The organism is Amycolatopsis sp. MJM2582 (assembly GCF_000754115.1).
Taxonomy (GTDB): Bacteria; Actinomycetota; Actinomycetes; order Mycobacteriales; family Pseudonocardiaceae; genus Amycolatopsis; species Amycolatopsis japonica.
The window spans coordinates 288,291-303,467 of the sequence record NZ_JPLW01000003.1 but is presented as its reverse complement, the minus strand read 5'-3'; the positions used below and the strand labels follow the sequence as shown (position 1 = coordinate 303,467).

Sequence of the window (15,177 nt, the reverse complement as noted above, 5' to 3'; positions counted from 1 at the left end):
GGGGCGGAAGGCCCTACTTCTTCTGCTCCCACTCACCGACGTTCCACAGGACACCGTTGTACGACTGCATGTAAGTGCGGTCGATGCCCTTGAACGCCCACATGGACGGGGTCTGGAACAGCGGCAGCGTCGCGTACTCGTCCGCGATCGCCTGGTCGGCCTTCTGGTAGTTCTCCAGCTGCACGGCCTCGTCGGTGGCCTTCACGGCCGCCTCGAAGGACGAGTCGATCGTCGGGTTCGACAGGCCCTGGTAGTTCTGGCTGCTGTCGTCGACACGGGTGATGTAGATCGACTTCTGCTCGGCCTTGAACGGAGCGGCGGACCAGCCGAAGAGCGCGGCGTCGTAGTCGCTGGCCGCGAGACGGCCACCCTTCAGGAAGTTGGCGTCCTGGTCGTCCGTGATCTCGATACCGGCGGCCTTGGCCTGCGAGATGATGATCTCGACGGTCTGCTGACGGCGGGTGTTCTGGTTGTGCGAGATCTTGAACGACGCGCGCTGGCCGCCCTTGGCGAAGATACCGTCGCCACCCTTGACCCAGCCGGCGTCGGTCAGCGTCTTGGCCGCGGCCTCGGCGCCCAGACCGGCCTTGCTGCTGTACAGGTCCTTGAAGCCCTGCTCGCCCGGCATGAACACGATGCTGTTCAGCGGGGTCGCGTCGGCCTGGACCTCCTTGAGGAGCTTGTCGGTGATCTCCTGGCGGTTGACGACCTCGAAGAACGCCTTGCGGAGGGCCTTGTCCTTGAACATACGACCGTAGTTGAGGTCGATGTGCTCGAAGGTCAGCTGCGAGGCCGAACCGTAGGTGATGCCCTGGGCGGAAAGGCCCTTCATGGTGTTGGCAGCGGTGGCGTCAGGCTGGGTCGAAGCGGCGACGTCGATCTCACCGTTCTGCAGCGCGGTCGCCATGGCCTTGGTGTCCTCCATCGCCTTCACGACGATCTTGGAGGGGCCACCCTTGCCACCGATCCAGTTCGGGTTCTTCTCGAGCGTGACGGCCTTCTGGTTGGCGTCGAACGCGGTGATCTTGTACGGGCCCGAAGCCGGCATGACGTCGGCCTTGAAACCCTTGAAGCCGTTGGTCCAGAAGTCACCGGCCTTGGTGAGCTGGGCGGCGTCGCTGGTCGGGGTCAGCTTGGTGATGTCGGCGACGCCCGAGTTCTTCTCGACGATGTGCGCGGGCATGATCGCGGTCGAGTTGAACAGACCCTTGTAGTCCAGGTACGGCTCGGTGTACTTGGTCTCGAAGGTCAGGTCGTCCTTGCAGGTCGCCTCGTTGATCAGCTGGTAGCCGGTCGTCGAAGCGGCGAGGAAGGCCTGCTTGCCGTCGGCGGTCTTCGCCTTGCCGGAGTGCGCCAGCCACGACAGGTACATGTCGTCGCAGTCGAACGCTTCGTTGTCCGACCACTTGACGTTCGGCTTGATCTTGTAGACGACGGTCTGCGGCGACTTGGAGGTGACCTCCCAGGAGTCGAACACGTCGTTGTTCAGCAGCACCTTGTTGTTGCCGTCGAGCACATCGGCGCCGGCGAGCACGGCGGTCAGGATGTAGGTGTTGTACGACGTGTTGGTGTCAGGCGTGTCGTTGTTGTAGCCCGAGTACCCGTCGTCGATGCCCACCGTGACGGTGCCTTCGTACCCCGGGGTGTCCGCGAGCTTGAAGTTTTCGCCGTTCTGCGCCTTGCCGACCGCCATGCTCTTGATGTCGGTCGACGACCCGTTCTGGTCGGTACTGCCGCTGTCGCCACCGCTGCATGCGCTCAGCACAAGCGCGGAGGCCGCGACCAGCGACCAGGCGGAGACTGCCTTGGACTTCCTCATGAAGTGTGCCCTCCTAGCACTGGGCTCCTGAGATCGGAACAGGACCCCACACCGCTCCGGTGAGATGGCCCGGAGCCTATGACACGCCAAGCGACACTCATTTGGCGCACTGCGGGTGCACGCTAGAAAGGAAATGCACGAACAGTCACCAGTTCCGGGGCGATCGTGACCAAAGGGTAACTTGCGGCTGACTTCAAGAAATACGCCGGTTACCTTGAGGAATCAGTCCGCCACTCGAACGTGCCGGGAAAGGTCACCCTCCAGGGTCGGACTCGGACTCGAAACGGCTACTTCGGACCCCTCGTCCAGTTCACCGCCGACCCGAAAGGGCCCACCATAGGAGGACCAGCGGTTACTCCGGAAATACCAGAGCCGATGGCGAGGGTATCGGCCAGCTGGAACAACGGAATGGCAACATTCCGGCGCCACAATTCCGGTTCGAGGGCCGAAAGCGCGTCCGCGACCGGGGTGGCGCCGGTCAGCGCGGCGTCGATCGACGGCTGCAGGGCCGGATCGCAGAAGCCCAGCGGGTTGCCGGGGACGACGGCCTTGGTCTTCTCGGTGAGCTGATCGGGTCGGCAGCCGAACGTGGACGCCAGCGCCGAAGCGACGTCCGCACCCCCGGTGACCTGGCCGACCACCGCGATGTCGATGCCGACGTTGCCCGCGCCCTCCGGCGTCGTCTGCTGCACGCCGTTGAGCACCGGCATGGCCAGCAGGGTCGAGAACAGTTCCCTCGGCTGCGGCGCGATCGCGTTGACCTCGATCCCCGCGGCCACCAGTTGCGCCGTCAGTTCCTTGGCGATCGTCGCGTACGGCTCCTGCTTGGCGGGCGACGCGACGACCAGCGAAAGGTTCTTCCCGTTCTTCCGCCAGGTTCCGGCTTCCTTGGTGTATCCGGCGGATTTGAGCAGTTCCTCGCCCTTGACCGGGTCGGCCGCCGACGGCGGGCCCGGTGCCGGGATCGTCGGCTGGAAACCGGGGGCCGACGGGACGCGGACCTGGGCGTCGGCGCGGAGCTTGTCCGACGGGCCGCCGTCGGTCGCCTCGGTGATCAGCTTGCCGCGGTCGATCAGCGCGGTGACGCCTTCGCGCACCTTCGGATCCGACAGCGTCGAACTCACCGGCCGCAGGAGGATCTGCGCGACCGTGGGACGCGCGACCGTGTGCAACTGGACGGCGGAGCCGAGCTCACCGAGCCGTTTGAGGCCGTTGCCGTCGGTCCTGGTCATCACGAACTGGTCGTTGCCGCTGCGCAGCGCGGCCAGTGTGCCCTCCCGGTCGGCCGCACGGAGCACGATCCGGTCGAGGGCGGAGGGTTTCTCCCAATAGCGCTCGTTGCGCTCCAGGGTGACCTCTCCGCGCGCGGTGTCGAGGCCCTTGATCGAGTAGGGGCCGCCGACGGCCGGGAACGCCGTCGCCAGCGCGCCCTGCCACCCGTTCGGGGCGTCCTTGAGCAGATGGGCGGGCAGGAGGTTGTCGAAGAGCGTCTGCCAGCCCGGGTACGGCTTGGAGAAGGTGACCTCGACCCGTTTGCCGCCTTCGCGCGACTGGATGTCCGAGATCAGCCGGTAGCCGGCGGCGCCGATGACCCCGGGCTGATCGCGCATCGCCTCGCGGAGGTACGCGAAGTCCTCGGCGGCGATCGGCGCGCTGTCGGACCAGGAGGCGTCCGGGCGGATCGTGTACGCGACCGTGAACGGCTGCTGCGAGACGACCTCGGCGGACTTCATCAGGTTCTTGTCCAGTTCGAAGCTGCCGTCGTCCTTGGGGCGGAACACCGACGGGAGCAGCAGCTGCGAGAGCGCCGACGTCACCTGGGAGGCGTCGGCGAGGTTGTGGGGGTTGTAGCCGCCGAGGACGTCGTCGACACCCACGACGACCTGCGAAGGCGTCTTCGTGGTCGAAGTGCTCACCGGGGAGGCTGAGGAGCTGACCACGGGCGGGGGCGGGGTGTTGCTGCAGGCGGCGAGGAGCACCGCCGCGCACGCCAGCATGGGTGCCGCTGTGGTCCGTGACCGCACGCCTGGATCCTCCTGGTTTGTCCCTCGCCCCGTCGCCATAGAGCTATCACGCCGGACATGGCCTCGGCAGCGAGATTCCCATATCGGCCCGGTCGTCGCCCGACCGGATGCCGTCCTCCCCCGGTGGACGTCCGGGAGCCCCTCGGGGTTCCTGCCGCGCCGGGGCTTTTCGGCGGCACCGGAGCGCGATACTCCGGCAATCGGTTCCGCAAACCCGGAACATTCCGGAACGGCGGCCGGAATGTTCGCCACCGCACGATTCACGGCCGAAACGATCGCGATCGCGAGTCCTATCCGGACGCGTTTAGGAACTTTTGTTTCGCGGCGGTCCGGATCCGCATTCGGCGAACCGGCACCGGCGGCCGCTCCGCCGTCGATCCGCGGGGTCCGTTCCGGTGTTGTGAACACCGTCCGAAAAGGAGGATCGGCTTTCCCTGAAATTGTAGGGAAAGGACCTTTCTTTAACGAAGAACGCTCGATCGAATACGGTGCGTGACCGCATTCGGCGCCTGGAACGGCGAAGGGCGCCTACTCACGGTGAGTGAGCAGGCGCCCTTCGACGTTGGGACGGCACGCGTGATCAGACGGACGACACGCGTGATCGAGTAGACGACACGCGTGTCCAGCCGGACGGCGGCCGATGGGTCCGGGTGGTCGTGGTGGGCTCAGCCGCGGTTCTTCAGCTTGTTGCGCTCCTTGGCGCGCTGGTTGACGTCCAGCGTGACCTTGCGGATCCGGACGACGTCGGGGGCGACCTCGACGCACTCGTCGACGGAGCAGAACTCCAGCGCCTCTTCCAGCCCCATCTTGCGCGGGCGGGCCAGCGTCTCCATCACGTCGGCGGAGGACTGACGCATGTTCGTCAGCTTCTTCTCCTTGGTGATGTTGATGTCGAGATCCTCGGCGCGCGGGTTCTCACCGACGACCATGCCCTCGTACACCTCGGCGCCGGGCTCGACGAAGAAGGTGCCGCGGTCGGCCAGCTGGATCATCGCGTACGCGGTGATCGGGCCGGACCGGTCGGCGACCAGCGAACCGGAGTGGCGGGTGCGGATCTCCCCCGCCCACGGGAAGTAGCCCTCGAACACGTGGTTCGCGATACCGGTACCGCGGGTCTCGGTGAGGAAGTCGGTGCGGAAGCCGATCAGGCCACGCGCCGGGAGGACGTAGTCGAGCTTGATGCGGCCGGTGCCGTGCCCGCCCATGTGCTCCATGCGGCCCTTGCGGGCGGCGAGGAGCTGGGTGATGCCGCCGAGGTGCTCCTCCGGGGCGTCGATCGACAGGCGCTCGAACGGTTCGTGCAGCTTGCCGTCGATCGTCTTGGTGACCACCTGCGGCTTGCCGACGGTCAGCTCGAAGCCCTCACGGCGCATCTGCTCGACGAGGATGGCCAGCGCCAGCTCACCACGGCCCTGCACCTCCCAGGTGTCGGGGCGCTCGGTCGGCAGCACCTTGATGCTGACGTTACCGATGAGCTCCTGGTCCAGCCGGGCCTTCACCAGCCGCGCGGTGACCTTGTCGCCGCCGCTGCGGCCGGCCAGCGGCGAGGTGTTGACACCGATGGTCATCGAGATGGCGGGCTCGTCGACGGCGATCCGGGGCAGCGCCTCGGGGTTCTCGACGTCGGCCAGCGTGTCGCCGATGGTGATGTCCGGGATACCGGCGATCGCGACCAGTTCGCCCGCGCTGGCCTCGGTCGCCGGGACGCGGGTGAGCGCCTCGGTGACGAGCAGTTCGGAGATCCGGACGTTCTGGATGCTGCCGTCCTCGCGCATCCAGGCCACGGTCTGGCCCTTGCGCAGGTTGCCGGAGTGGATGCGGATCAGCGCGATACGGCCGAGGAAGTTCGACGCGTCGAGGTTGGTGACCAGCGCGCGCAGCGGGCCTTCCTTGTCCGCGAAGGGCGGCGGCACGTGGCGCAGCAGGGTCTCGAACAGCGGGTCGAGGTTCTCGCTCTCGGGCACGGCGCCGTCGGCGGGCTGCTCGAGGCTCGCCTTGCCGGACCGGGCGGAGGCGAAGACGACCGGGAGGTCGAGGATCGCGTCGAGGTCGGCGTCCTCGATGTCACCGGCCAGGTCGAGCAGGAGGTCGTGGGTCTCCTCGACGACCTCGGAGATCCGCGCGTCGGGCCGGTCGGTCTTGTTGACGACCAGGATCACCGGCAGGCCGGCCTCGAGGGTCTTGCGGAGCACGAACCGGGTCTGCGGGAGCGGGCCCTCGCTGGCGTCGACCAGCAGGACGACACCGTCCACCATGGCCAGTCCGCGCTCGACCTCGCCGCCGAAGTCCGCGTGGCCGGGGGTGTCGATGACGTTGATCGTCACCGGGCCGTTCTCGGTCTCGCGGTGGATGGAGGTGTTCTTCGCGAGGATGGTGATGCCCTTTTCCCGCTCGAGCTCCCCGGAGTCCATCACGCGGTCGACGAGTTCGGCGCGTTCCTCGAAGGCGCCGGACTGCCGGAGCATGGCGTCGACGAGGGTCGTCTTGCCGTGGTCGACGTGTGCGACGATGGCGACGTTGCGCAGGTCGGGCCGGGTCTTGCCGGACGAGCGGCCGGCATCGACTGCGGTGGCGCTGGCTGCGGGCACGCGAAGGCTCCAAAGGTTTCAAGTTCGGGTGTGGTGCCCGCGCTCGCGCGTTCGAGACACGCCTGGCCGACTTTGGCCATACGCGGACCACACCAGGATACCTGTAGCCCGACTGTGAGCAGCCCCACGCCCCCAGATCGGTTAGGCTCACCTAACGTGTAGAGGTCGCCGACACCGGTCGGAGAAGGAGCGCGCGTGGGCAAGAAACTACCCGACGACCCGCACAAGCTCGTGCGCAAATGGATGAAGTCCGGCAAGGTCAAGAAGAAATGCTGCCGGTCGAAGTCGCGGTGCGGCAAATGCCCCGTTCTCGCACTCAAAAAGGCGAAAACGAAGATCGCGAAGGCCGCTTAGAAGATCGTCAGTGCACCACCGCCTCGTTGATGGCCCGCAGTTCCGGCGCGGTGCGGGTCGGCGAGAACTCGATCACCTCGTAGGTGGCCATGTGCTTGATCGAGAAGGGGTCGGTCGCGAGGATCGCGTCCAGCTTTCCCCTGGCCATGGGCTTGGTGATGATGACGCCGCCGATGCGCGGGTTGCGCCTGCCGGAGGCGAGGAAATTGCCGTGTTCGTACTGTTTGGTCAGCCAGTCGGCGTGATCGGGCAGCACGTAGTCGATTTCTTCGATGGGCGCGGTGTAGGTCAGCAGGACGACAAACATGAGTTGAAGGTAGACCCGGATCTCCAATATGACGGACGTACTGGCCGGGCTGATATGAAGTGTTGACGCGCGGTGCCCGGAATGAGTGATCTGCCCTTCCTTTTCGGGCTGCGGTACGATCCTCGGCATGCGCGCGCAGAACGCCCAGTGGTGGCCGCCCTCCGGCGGCCCCGCAATCCTGCGCTGAACCAGACGAGCGCACCACCAGGCCGCCCCACCGGGCGGCCTTTTTCGTGCCCGGACCCTGGGGCGGCCCGAATCCGGAAGGAAGAAGGCAGATGATCAGGTTGTCCGGGATCACCCCGTCCGGCCACGTCCACGTCGGGAACCACCTGGGGGCCATCCGGCGGTGGGCCGACGAGGGCGGGCCGGACGACCTGTACTTCGTCTCCGACCTGCACGCCATGACGAACGCGCACAATCCGTCGAAACTGCGCTCGATGGCGTCGGAGCAGCTGGCCGTGCTGATCGCGGCCGGGATCGAGCCGGACCGCGTGTTCGTGCAGTCCGACATAGCGCGCGAGCTGGGCGCCCTCAACTGGGTCCTCGAGTGCACCTGCAACTACGGCGAGGCCGCCAGGATGATCCAGTTCAAGGAGAAGTCGAAGGGCCGCGCCGGGGTCCGGCTCTCCCTGCTGACCTATCCGGTGCTGATGGCGGCCGACATCCTGCTGCAGGGCGCGGACGAGGTCCCGGTCGGCGAGGACCAGCGGCAGCACGTCGAGCTGGCGAGAACGCTGGCGAAGCGCTTCAACACCACCTACGGCGACGTGTTCACCATGCCGAAGGCGGTGCTGCCGCCCGCCGGCGCGCGGGTCATGGACCTCGCCGAGCCGACGCGGAAGATGTCGAAGTCGACGAAGGAAGAGGCCGGGGTGGTCTTCGTCCTCGACGAGCCCGACCAGGTCCGCCGGAAGGTCAAGCGCGCGAAGACCGACGGCGGGTCGAAGCCCGCCTACGCGCCGGAGACCCGTCCGGGGATGGCGAACCTGCTGGACATCCTCGCGGCGTGTACCCGCGAGAAGCCCGAGGTCCTCGCGGACCGGTTCGACTCCTACGGCCAGGTGAAGGAGGCCGTCGCCGAGGCGCTCATCGAGGAGCTGCGGCCGGTGCGGGAGCGCGCGCTGGCGCTGCTGGCCGACCCCGGTGAGCTGGAGCGGGTGCGCAAGGCGGGTGCCATCCGGGCCGCGGAGCGGGGTGAGCACCGGCTGCAGTCGGCGCTGCGGCTCATCGGCGCCGGCTGAAGTTCCGTGAAGGCCTCCTTCCCTACTTTGAGGGTAGGGAAGGAGGCCTTCACGGACTTGTGAGCAGGGCGTGCAGGGCGGGCAGGAGGATCCGGTCGGCGGGCAGCCAGTCGAGGTCGTCGAGTTCGCGCGTGGAGATCCACCGGACGTCCTTGTGCTCCACCGCTCGCGGCTCGTCCGCCACGTTGGCCAGCGAAGCGGCGTAGATCCGCAGCACCTTCCCTTTCGGCAGCGGCACGTCTTCGCCGACCCGGCCCGCGACCGTCACGGCGACGTCCAGTTCCTCCAGGCATTCCCGCGCCAGGGCGGCCTCGTCGCTTTCGCCGTCCTCGACGCGCCCGCCCGGCAGCTCCCATTGCCCGGCGTGGTCGGCGGGCCAAGCCCGCTGCTGTGCCAGCAACTGTCCGTCCCGCACGATGGCGGCGCCCACGATCACCACGCGGCACACCCTACTGACCGCGCGCCGCCTGCCAGACGATCTGGAAGCGCGCCCCGCCGTCGGGCGATTCGCCGACGCGCACCCGGCCACCGCGCCGCCGGACGGCCTCCGCGACCATCGCCAGCCCCAGCCCGGTGCCGCCGGAGGATCGCGCCCGCGAGTCGGACACGCGGTAGAAGCGGTCGAAGACCCGGTCCCGGTGTTCAGGGGCGATGCCCGGCCCGTCGTCGTCGACCACCACCCGCACGGTGGACCGCGCCGCGAGCACCGACACCACGATCTCGCTCCGCGCGTACCGGCAGGCGTTGCGCAGCAGGTTGCTCAGCACCAGCTCGACCTCGGCGTGCGTGGCCAGTGCCCACGCCGTCCCGACCGTGCCGCTCACCCGGATCTCCGGTGCGTCGGCGGGCATCCGCGCGACGGCGGCCCGCACCTCGCTCACCAGCTCGACCGGTTCCGCGGGCGGGACCTCCCCCGCATCCGACCTCGCCAGCGCCAGCAGCCCGTCGAGCAGCGCGGAAAGCCGTTCCGACTCCTCCAGGATGTCGGAAAGCGTCTCCTGTGAGAGGTCGGGATCGGGGTTGGCGACGGCGACCTCGGCCTGCACGCGGATCGACGCGACCGGTGAGCGGAGCTCGTGCGCGGCGTCCCCGGTGAACCGGCGGAGCCGGTCGGCGCCCTCCTCCTGCCGCGCCAGCAACGCGTTGAACTCCTCGGCCAGCGCGCGGAGTTCGTCGTGCGAATCCGGGAGCGGCAGCCGCGCGCCCGGCGGGAGCGCCCGCACCGATCCGCGCATCCGCGCGACCGGCCGCAGGGCGAACCGCACCAGCAGCCACGTCGCGATCCCCGCGCCCACCGCGCCGACCGACGCGACCACGAACAGCCACAACCCGCCGGAGTGCACGGCCGTCGCGAAGCCGACCAGGCCCGCACCCGCGACGACGAGCCGTTGCTGACCGTCGGGTGCGGTGACGACGGTGCCCGCCCAGCGCCAGCTGTGCTCGCCGCCGGTCGTGATCGATTCGCCCGCCTTCAGCGCTCGGATGTCCGTGGGGCCGAGGTTCGACGGCGGCAGACCGTCCACCGGGCCGCCCGCGGTGTCGAGGACGCGGACGGTGACCGCCGACCCCGACGGTGTCCGCCCGGCCGAGACGTCGGCCTTCGCGGTCTCCAGCTGAGCGCTGAGCTCGTCGTCGACCGAACCGATGAGCAGCGGTTGCAGGTTGTCCCCGGCGACCGCCGCCAGCCCGAGCAGGAAGCCGAGCGTGACCGTGGCCGCGAGCAGGGTGATCCGGACCTGGAGCGAACGGCGACGCCACCAAGACGGCGAGCCGATCACCCCTGTCCCGCCGGGGCGATCACTTCGTCGAGCTGCGGATCCGAGGCCAGGTATCCGTGCCCGCGCACGGTCCTTACCAGCGCGCCCGCGCCGACCGCGTCGAGTTTGCGGCGCACGTAGCCGACGTAGACCTCGACGACGTTGCGGGTCGCGGCCTGCTCGTCGCCCCAGACCGCGCGCAGCAGTTCGTCCTTGGTGACGACCGTTCCGGCCCGGCCGGCCAGCACCTCCAGCAGGGCGAACTCACGGGGGCTGAACGCGACGTCGACGCCGTCGTAGCGGACCTGCCGCAGGCTCCGGTCGACTTCGAGCGCGCCGATGCGCAGCGGCCCGCGGGTCCCGTCCGGCGACGCCCGTCGCAGCACCGCGCGTACCTGCGCGACCAGCACGACGAACGAGAACGGCTTCACGAGGTAGCCGTCGGCGCCGAGGTCGAGGCCGTCGGCCTGATCGACCTCGCCGTCCTTCGCCGAGATCATCAGCACCGGCGTGGTGACGCCGAGCGCGCGCAGCCGTTCGAGCACGCGGTAGCCGGAAAGCCCCGGAAGCATGATGTCGAGCAGGACGACGTCGAAGGAGCCCGTCTGCGCGAGCCGCAGGCCGCTGGGCCCGTCGGCCGCGGTGACCACGTCCATGTCCTCGGCGCGCAGCCCCCGCTGCAACGCCTTGCGCACGCCGGGTTCGTCGTCGACCACCAGTACTCGAGGTTTCACGCTCTTCATCATTCACGCTTTCACCAGCTCACGCGCGACCTCTCAGCGCCATCTCAGCCGGGGAGGCGGAGTCTGAGTGGTATCTCAGCGTTTCCGGGGAAGCGTTGTCGCCAAGACCCGAGCACACTGGGGTTCGGGGAAACAGGGAGAGACAGCATGGATCCGAAGAGGAAGGCCATCACCGCGGCGGTGGTGGGCACGGCGCTCGGCGTCGGCGGCCTCGCCGTCGTCGCGATGCCGGCCACCGCGGGCGACGCGCCCGTCCTGCCGCAGATCAGCGCCGAAGAGCTGGTGCAGTCGACGCTCAACGCGAAGCCGTCGGCGTTCGACGGGAAGGTCAAGGTCAGCAACGACCTCGGCCTGCCGCAGGTCGGCAGCACCCTGCCCGGCGTCTCGGCGCTCGACGTCGACTCGGCGCAGATTTCGACCGACGGGGCGGGCAAGAGCAAGGTTTCGCTCACCGAGGGCTCCAGCCAGCAGACCATCGTCCGGAACGGCCAGACCGTCTGGGAGTACAGCTCCAAGGACAACTCGGCCACCAAGGTGACCATCCCGGACGGGCTGGCCAAGGAGCACCAGGAGAAGAGCAAGGACGTCGACCCGGCCACGGTGGCGTCGGAACTGCTCGGCAAGGTGCGCGAGAGCAGCACGATCGCCGTCAGCGGGACGGCCTCGGTGGCGAACCGGTCCGCGTACGAACTGGTGCTGACCCCGAAGCCGACCGAGCGGACGCTCCTGCGCGAGATCCGCGTCGCGATCGACGACCAGACCCGGCTGCCGCTGCGGGTCACGGTGCTGGCGAACGGCACTTCGTCCCCGGCGCTGGAGGTCTCGTTCAGCGAGATCAACTTCGCGGCCCAGCCCGCGTCGAACTTCGAGTTCACCCCGCCGAAGGGCGCGAAGGTGACCGAGAAGACCGCCGAGGTCGATCCGAAGAACCGTGAGCTGGCCGAGCAGGCGAAGTCCGACATCAAGGTCGTCGGCGACGGCTGGGACACCGCGATCACGGGCAAGATCCCGGCCGACGCGCTGTCGAAGGCCGGTCAGGCCAAGGACGAGGAAGGCCGCCAGGTCGACCCGAAGGCACTGCTTTCGCGGTTCGCCAAGCCGGTCAGCGGTGCCTGGGGCAGCGGCTGGCTGGTGACCACCAAGGTCGGCAGCGGCGTGCTGACCGACGACGGCCGCTACGCCGTCGGCGCGGTGCCGGAGCAGGTCCTCTTCGAGGCTTTGGCCGCGAAGTGACCACCACTTTCGAAGCCGGGACGGACGCCTCCCAGGAGGCGTCCGCTCCGGCGGTACCCATGGCGGCCCGCACCAGGGGCCTGCGCAAGGTCTACGGCCGCACGGTGGCCGTGGACCACGTCGATCTCGACGTTCCCGAAGGCGCCGTGCTGGGGATGCTCGGCCCCAACGGTTCGGGCAAGACGACGACCATCCGGATGCTGCTCGGTCTCGTGCGGCCCACGGAGGGCGAGGTCGAACTCTTCGGCAGGAAGATGCCCGACGAGGCGGCGCACGCGCTGCCCGACGTCGGCGCGCTCGTCGAAGGACCGGGTTTCCACCCTTTTCTCTCCGGGCGCGAGAACCTGCTGCGCGTGGCCGCGGCCGAACCGAGGCTGGCCTCGGCCGGGATCCCCGGAGCGGTCGACGCGGCGCTTGAGCGCGTCGGCCTGACCGACGCCGCCACCCGGCGCTACAAGGGGTACTCGCTGGGGATGAAGCAGCGGATGGGGCTGGCGAGCGCGCTGCTCGTGCCGCGGCGGATGGTCGTGCTCGACGAACCGACCAACGGCCTCGACCCGGCGGGCACCAGGGAGATCCGCCGGATCATCGCCGAACTGCACGCCGACGGTGTCACCGTGCTGGTGTCGTCGCATCTGCTGGCCGAGGTCGAGGCGACCTGTACGCATGTCGCGGTGCTCCAGTCCGGGAACGTGATCGCCCAGGGCGAGCTTTCGGAACTGCTGGAGTCGGGGAACGCGGCGCTGCTGGTGCGGACGCCGGACGCCGAACTCGCGGTGGAGACGTTGCGGGAGAACAGGATCGGCAGCAGGCTCACCCCGGACGGCGTCCGCGTGGACCTCACCGCCGCCGAGGCGCCCGACGTGCTGCGTCATCTGGTGACGGCCGGGGTGGCCGTGCACGAGGCGGCGCGGGCCCGGACCGGCCTGGAAGACCTGTTCGCCCGGCTGACCCAGCCGGAGTCCACTGTAGACGGTGAGGGGGAGTCGTGACCCACGCTCTGGCCACGGCACCCGCGGCGAGGACCGGCCGGGACAGCATCGGCCTGCTCCGGCTGTATCGCGCCGAACTGCGCTGGATCTTCCGGCGGCCCCGCACGCTGGCCGTACTGGGCCTGCTCGCGCTGATCCCGATCGTGATCGGGGTCGCGCTGACGCTGGTCGACGCGTCCGAAGCGGAAGGCGGCCGGGACGGCGCACTGCTGGCCTCCGCGATGAACAACGGGTTCGTCCTGCCGGTCGCGGCGCTGACCATGACCCTGGCGCTGCTCCTGCCGCTCGCTTCGGCGATGGCCGGGGCGGACGCGATCGCCGGTGAGACCGCGCACGGCACCTTGCGGGGCTGGCTCATCGCGCCGGTCGGCCGGGGCAGGCTGCTGGCGATCAAGGCGTTCGGCGTCGCCACCGTCTCGCTGATCGCGGTGCTGGCCATGACCTTCACCGGATTCGCCACCGGGCTGATCGTCAGTGGCGCCGATTCGATGTTCACGCTCACCGGCTCGACGCTGAGCGTGTGGGACGCGCTGGGCAGGCTGCTGGTGGTGGCGCTGTGGATCACCCTGCAGCTGTGGGCGGTCGGCGCGGTCGCGCTCGCGATCTCGTCGTTCACCGAACACCCGATGCTGGTGGTCGCTTCGGTGCTGGCGGGCACGATCGTGTTCACCATCCTCGGTTTCCTGGACGCGGTCTCGTGGCTGCATCCGTTCCTGCTCAACAAGGATTGGGCGCAGGCTCCGGCCGCGGTGCTGATGGATCCGCTGGACCTGTCGATGCTCGGCGAGGGCGCCTTGCGGGCCGCCTGCTACATCGTCATCGGGCTCTCGATCGCCTACTCGCGCCTGACCACCCGGGACGGCTGACCCCCTCCCCTCGCGTTTCGTCCTCTGAATGCGGTCCTTGCACGCGCAACTACCGCATTCAGAGGACTAAGTGCTAGCAGAAGACGGCCGTCGCCATGGAGACCACGGCTTCGGTGGACGGGTCCCGCTCGTGCGGGTTGAGGGAGAGGGTCAGCGACTTGCCCTTCCCGTCGGTGAAGGCGACGGTGAGGTAGCCGATCAGCTGTCCCGTGTGCCCCCACACCGGTTTCGGGCCGGTCGCACAAGGGATCGCGAACTCCTGCAAGCCCAGGCCGTACCGGAACAGCGGGACCGCTTCCCTCATCCGCCGCATCTCCGTCAGGCTCGCCTGGCTCGTCAGCCTGCCCTCGATCAGGGCGGTGACGAAGGTGGTCAGGTCGCGAGGGGTGGAGACCATCTCACCGGCCGCCCAGTCCAGTGAGGGATCCATGTCGGTGGCGTCCACGATCGACGGCGGGGTCGTGGGCAGCGGTTCGTAGCCGCGGGCATGCGGAACGGGCAAGGACGAGCGGTGGCCCGGGACGCTGGTGCGCGTGAGGTGGAGCGGGCGCAGGATCCGCCGTGTCACCTCCTCGCCGTACGGGCGTCCGGTCAGCTTCTCGATCAGCAGACCGGCGACGACGTAGTTGGTGTTCGAGTAATGCCAGGACTCGCCTGGGTTCTCGAAGTCCGGGCCTTTCGCGAACGCCACCTTCAGCAGTTGCGAAGGCGTGTAGTCGTCGAAGCGGGCATCGGCGCGCCAGCGGTTGGTCGAGTACCCGGGTTCACTCATGTAGTCGTGCAGGCCGCTGGTGTGCTGCAGGACGTGCCGGACGGTGACGCGACCGCCGTCGGGGACGACACCGGGCAGGTGGCGCTCGATCGGATCGTCGAGCGCCAGCCGTCCCTCGTCTGTCAGCTGCAGGAGGACGGTGGCCGCGAAGGTCTTGGTGACGCTGCCGATCCGGAAATGACCGCCGGCGACGGCGGGCGCGCCGGAGGCCAGATCGCGCACGCCCACCGCGTCCGACCACTGGCGGGTGCCGTTCCGGACGTGGATCAGCCCGGCGGTGATGTCCCGGCCGTCGGCGAGGGCGGTGAGCCTGCCGCGCAACTCGGCGACCGGGATATCCGGCGTGGCCGGTGCGGCGGCCGGAACGACCGCGAGAACGAAGGACAAGATCGTCTTCAGGAGCATGGAGTCGACGGTATGGCGGCCGAACCCCGCGGACACTGCGGAAAACCGCAGGTTTCGGCCCGGACTACCGCAT

At 68.8% G+C, this 15,177-nt stretch carries 13 protein-coding genes; 5 read left to right on the top strand and 8 right to left on the bottom strand.

Annotation, left to right across the window (positions count from 1 at the left end; genetic code table 11):
* Positions 1–13: 13 nt before the first annotated feature.
* The 3 genes from ED92_RS20175 to typA all read right to left on the bottom strand — a co-directional run bounded on the left by ED92_RS20175 (position 14) and on the right by typA (position 6,431).
* The gene (locus ED92_RS20175) at positions 14–1,819 is read right to left on the bottom strand and encodes an ABC transporter family substrate-binding protein (protein ID WP_037340957.1); all 1,806 of its coding nucleotides are present in this window, start codon (positions 1,817–1,819) and stop codon (positions 14–16) included.
* A gap of 287 nt (positions 1,820–2,106) precedes the next feature.
* The gene (locus ED92_RS20170) at positions 2,107–3,816 is read right to left on the bottom strand and encodes an ABC transporter family substrate-binding protein (protein ID WP_037340956.1); all 1,710 of its coding nucleotides are present in this window, start codon (positions 3,814–3,816) and stop codon (positions 2,107–2,109) included.
* Positions 3,817–4,508: 692 nt separating this feature from the next.
* The gene (gene typA, locus ED92_RS20165) at positions 4,509–6,431 is read right to left on the bottom strand and encodes a translational GTPase TypA (RefSeq protein ID WP_037340955.1); all 1,923 of its coding nucleotides are present in this window, start codon (positions 6,429–6,431) and stop codon (positions 4,509–4,511) included.
* A 195-nt stretch (positions 6,432–6,626) separates the two neighbouring features.
* On the opposite strand from typA, the gene ED92_RS43020 reads away from it, so the two are divergent.
* Complete coding sequence (locus tag ED92_RS43020) at positions 6,627–6,785, top strand: hypothetical protein (RefSeq protein WP_007028942.1); 159 nt, start codon at positions 6,627–6,629, stop codon at positions 6,783–6,785.
* A gap of 7 nt (positions 6,786–6,792) precedes the next feature.
* On the opposite strand, the gene ED92_RS20160 is transcribed toward ED92_RS43020, so the two are convergent.
* Complete coding sequence (locus tag ED92_RS20160; protein WP_037340953.1) at positions 6,793–7,092, bottom strand: YciI family protein; 300 nt, start codon at positions 7,090–7,092, stop codon at positions 6,793–6,795.
* Between the two features lie 278 nt (positions 7,093–7,370).
* On the opposite strand from ED92_RS20160, the gene trpS reads away from it, so the two are divergent.
* Positions 7,371–8,336: a tryptophan--tRNA ligase gene (trpS, locus tag ED92_RS20155; protein ID WP_037340950.1), complete on the top strand. Its 966-nt coding sequence runs from the start codon at positions 7,371–7,373 to the stop codon at positions 8,334–8,336.
* Positions 8,337–8,385: 49 nt separating this feature from the next.
* Here trpS and ED92_RS20150 read toward each other — a convergent pair whose 3' ends face one another.
* Genes ED92_RS20150 through ED92_RS20140 form a run of 3 tightly spaced genes read right to left on the bottom strand, consistent with a single transcriptional unit; the run spans position 8,386 to position 10,839 of the window.
* A complete protein-coding gene (locus tag ED92_RS20150) occupies positions 8,386–8,775 on the bottom strand; it encodes a (deoxy)nucleoside triphosphate pyrophosphohydrolase (RefSeq protein WP_037340948.1) in 390 nt (129 codons plus the stop codon).
* A 10-nt stretch (positions 8,776–8,785) separates the two neighbouring features.
* Positions 8,786–10,114: an ATP-binding protein gene (locus ED92_RS20145; RefSeq protein WP_037340945.1), complete on the bottom strand. Its 1,329-nt coding sequence runs from the start codon at positions 10,112–10,114 to the stop codon at positions 8,786–8,788.
* Positions 10,111–10,839, bottom strand: coding sequence for a response regulator transcription factor (locus ED92_RS20140; RefSeq protein ID WP_037340943.1), 729 nt, complete (start codon positions 10,837–10,839; stop codon positions 10,111–10,113). The genes ED92_RS20145 and ED92_RS20140 overlap by 4 nt, the downstream gene beginning before the upstream one ends.
* 144 nt (positions 10,840–10,983) lie before the next feature.
* On the opposite strand from ED92_RS20140, the gene ED92_RS20135 reads away from it, so the two are divergent.
* The 3 genes from ED92_RS20135 to ED92_RS20125 are packed head-to-tail and all read left to right on the top strand — an operon-like array spanning position 10,984 to position 13,927.
* A complete protein-coding gene (locus ED92_RS20135; RefSeq protein ID WP_037340941.1) occupies positions 10,984–12,069 on the top strand; it encodes a DUF2092 domain-containing protein in 1,086 nt (361 codons plus the stop codon).
* Complete coding sequence (locus ED92_RS20130) at positions 12,066–13,061, top strand: ABC transporter ATP-binding protein (RefSeq protein ID WP_037340939.1); 996 nt, start codon at positions 12,066–12,068, stop codon at positions 13,059–13,061. The genes ED92_RS20135 and ED92_RS20130 overlap by 4 nt, the downstream gene beginning before the upstream one ends.
* Positions 13,058–13,927 (top strand): ABC transporter permease, encoded by an 870-nt coding sequence (locus ED92_RS20125; protein ID WP_037340937.1) that lies wholly within the window; start codon positions 13,058–13,060, stop codon positions 13,925–13,927. Before ED92_RS20130 ends, ED92_RS20125 begins: the two co-directional genes overlap by 4 nt.
* A gap of 73 nt (positions 13,928–14,000) precedes the next feature.
* Here ED92_RS20125 and ED92_RS20120 read toward each other — a convergent pair whose 3' ends face one another.
* The gene (locus ED92_RS20120) at positions 14,001–15,104 is read right to left on the bottom strand and encodes a serine hydrolase (protein ID WP_037342473.1); all 1,104 of its coding nucleotides are present in this window, start codon (positions 15,102–15,104) and stop codon (positions 14,001–14,003) included.
* Between the last annotated feature and the right edge of the window lie 73 nt (positions 15,105–15,177).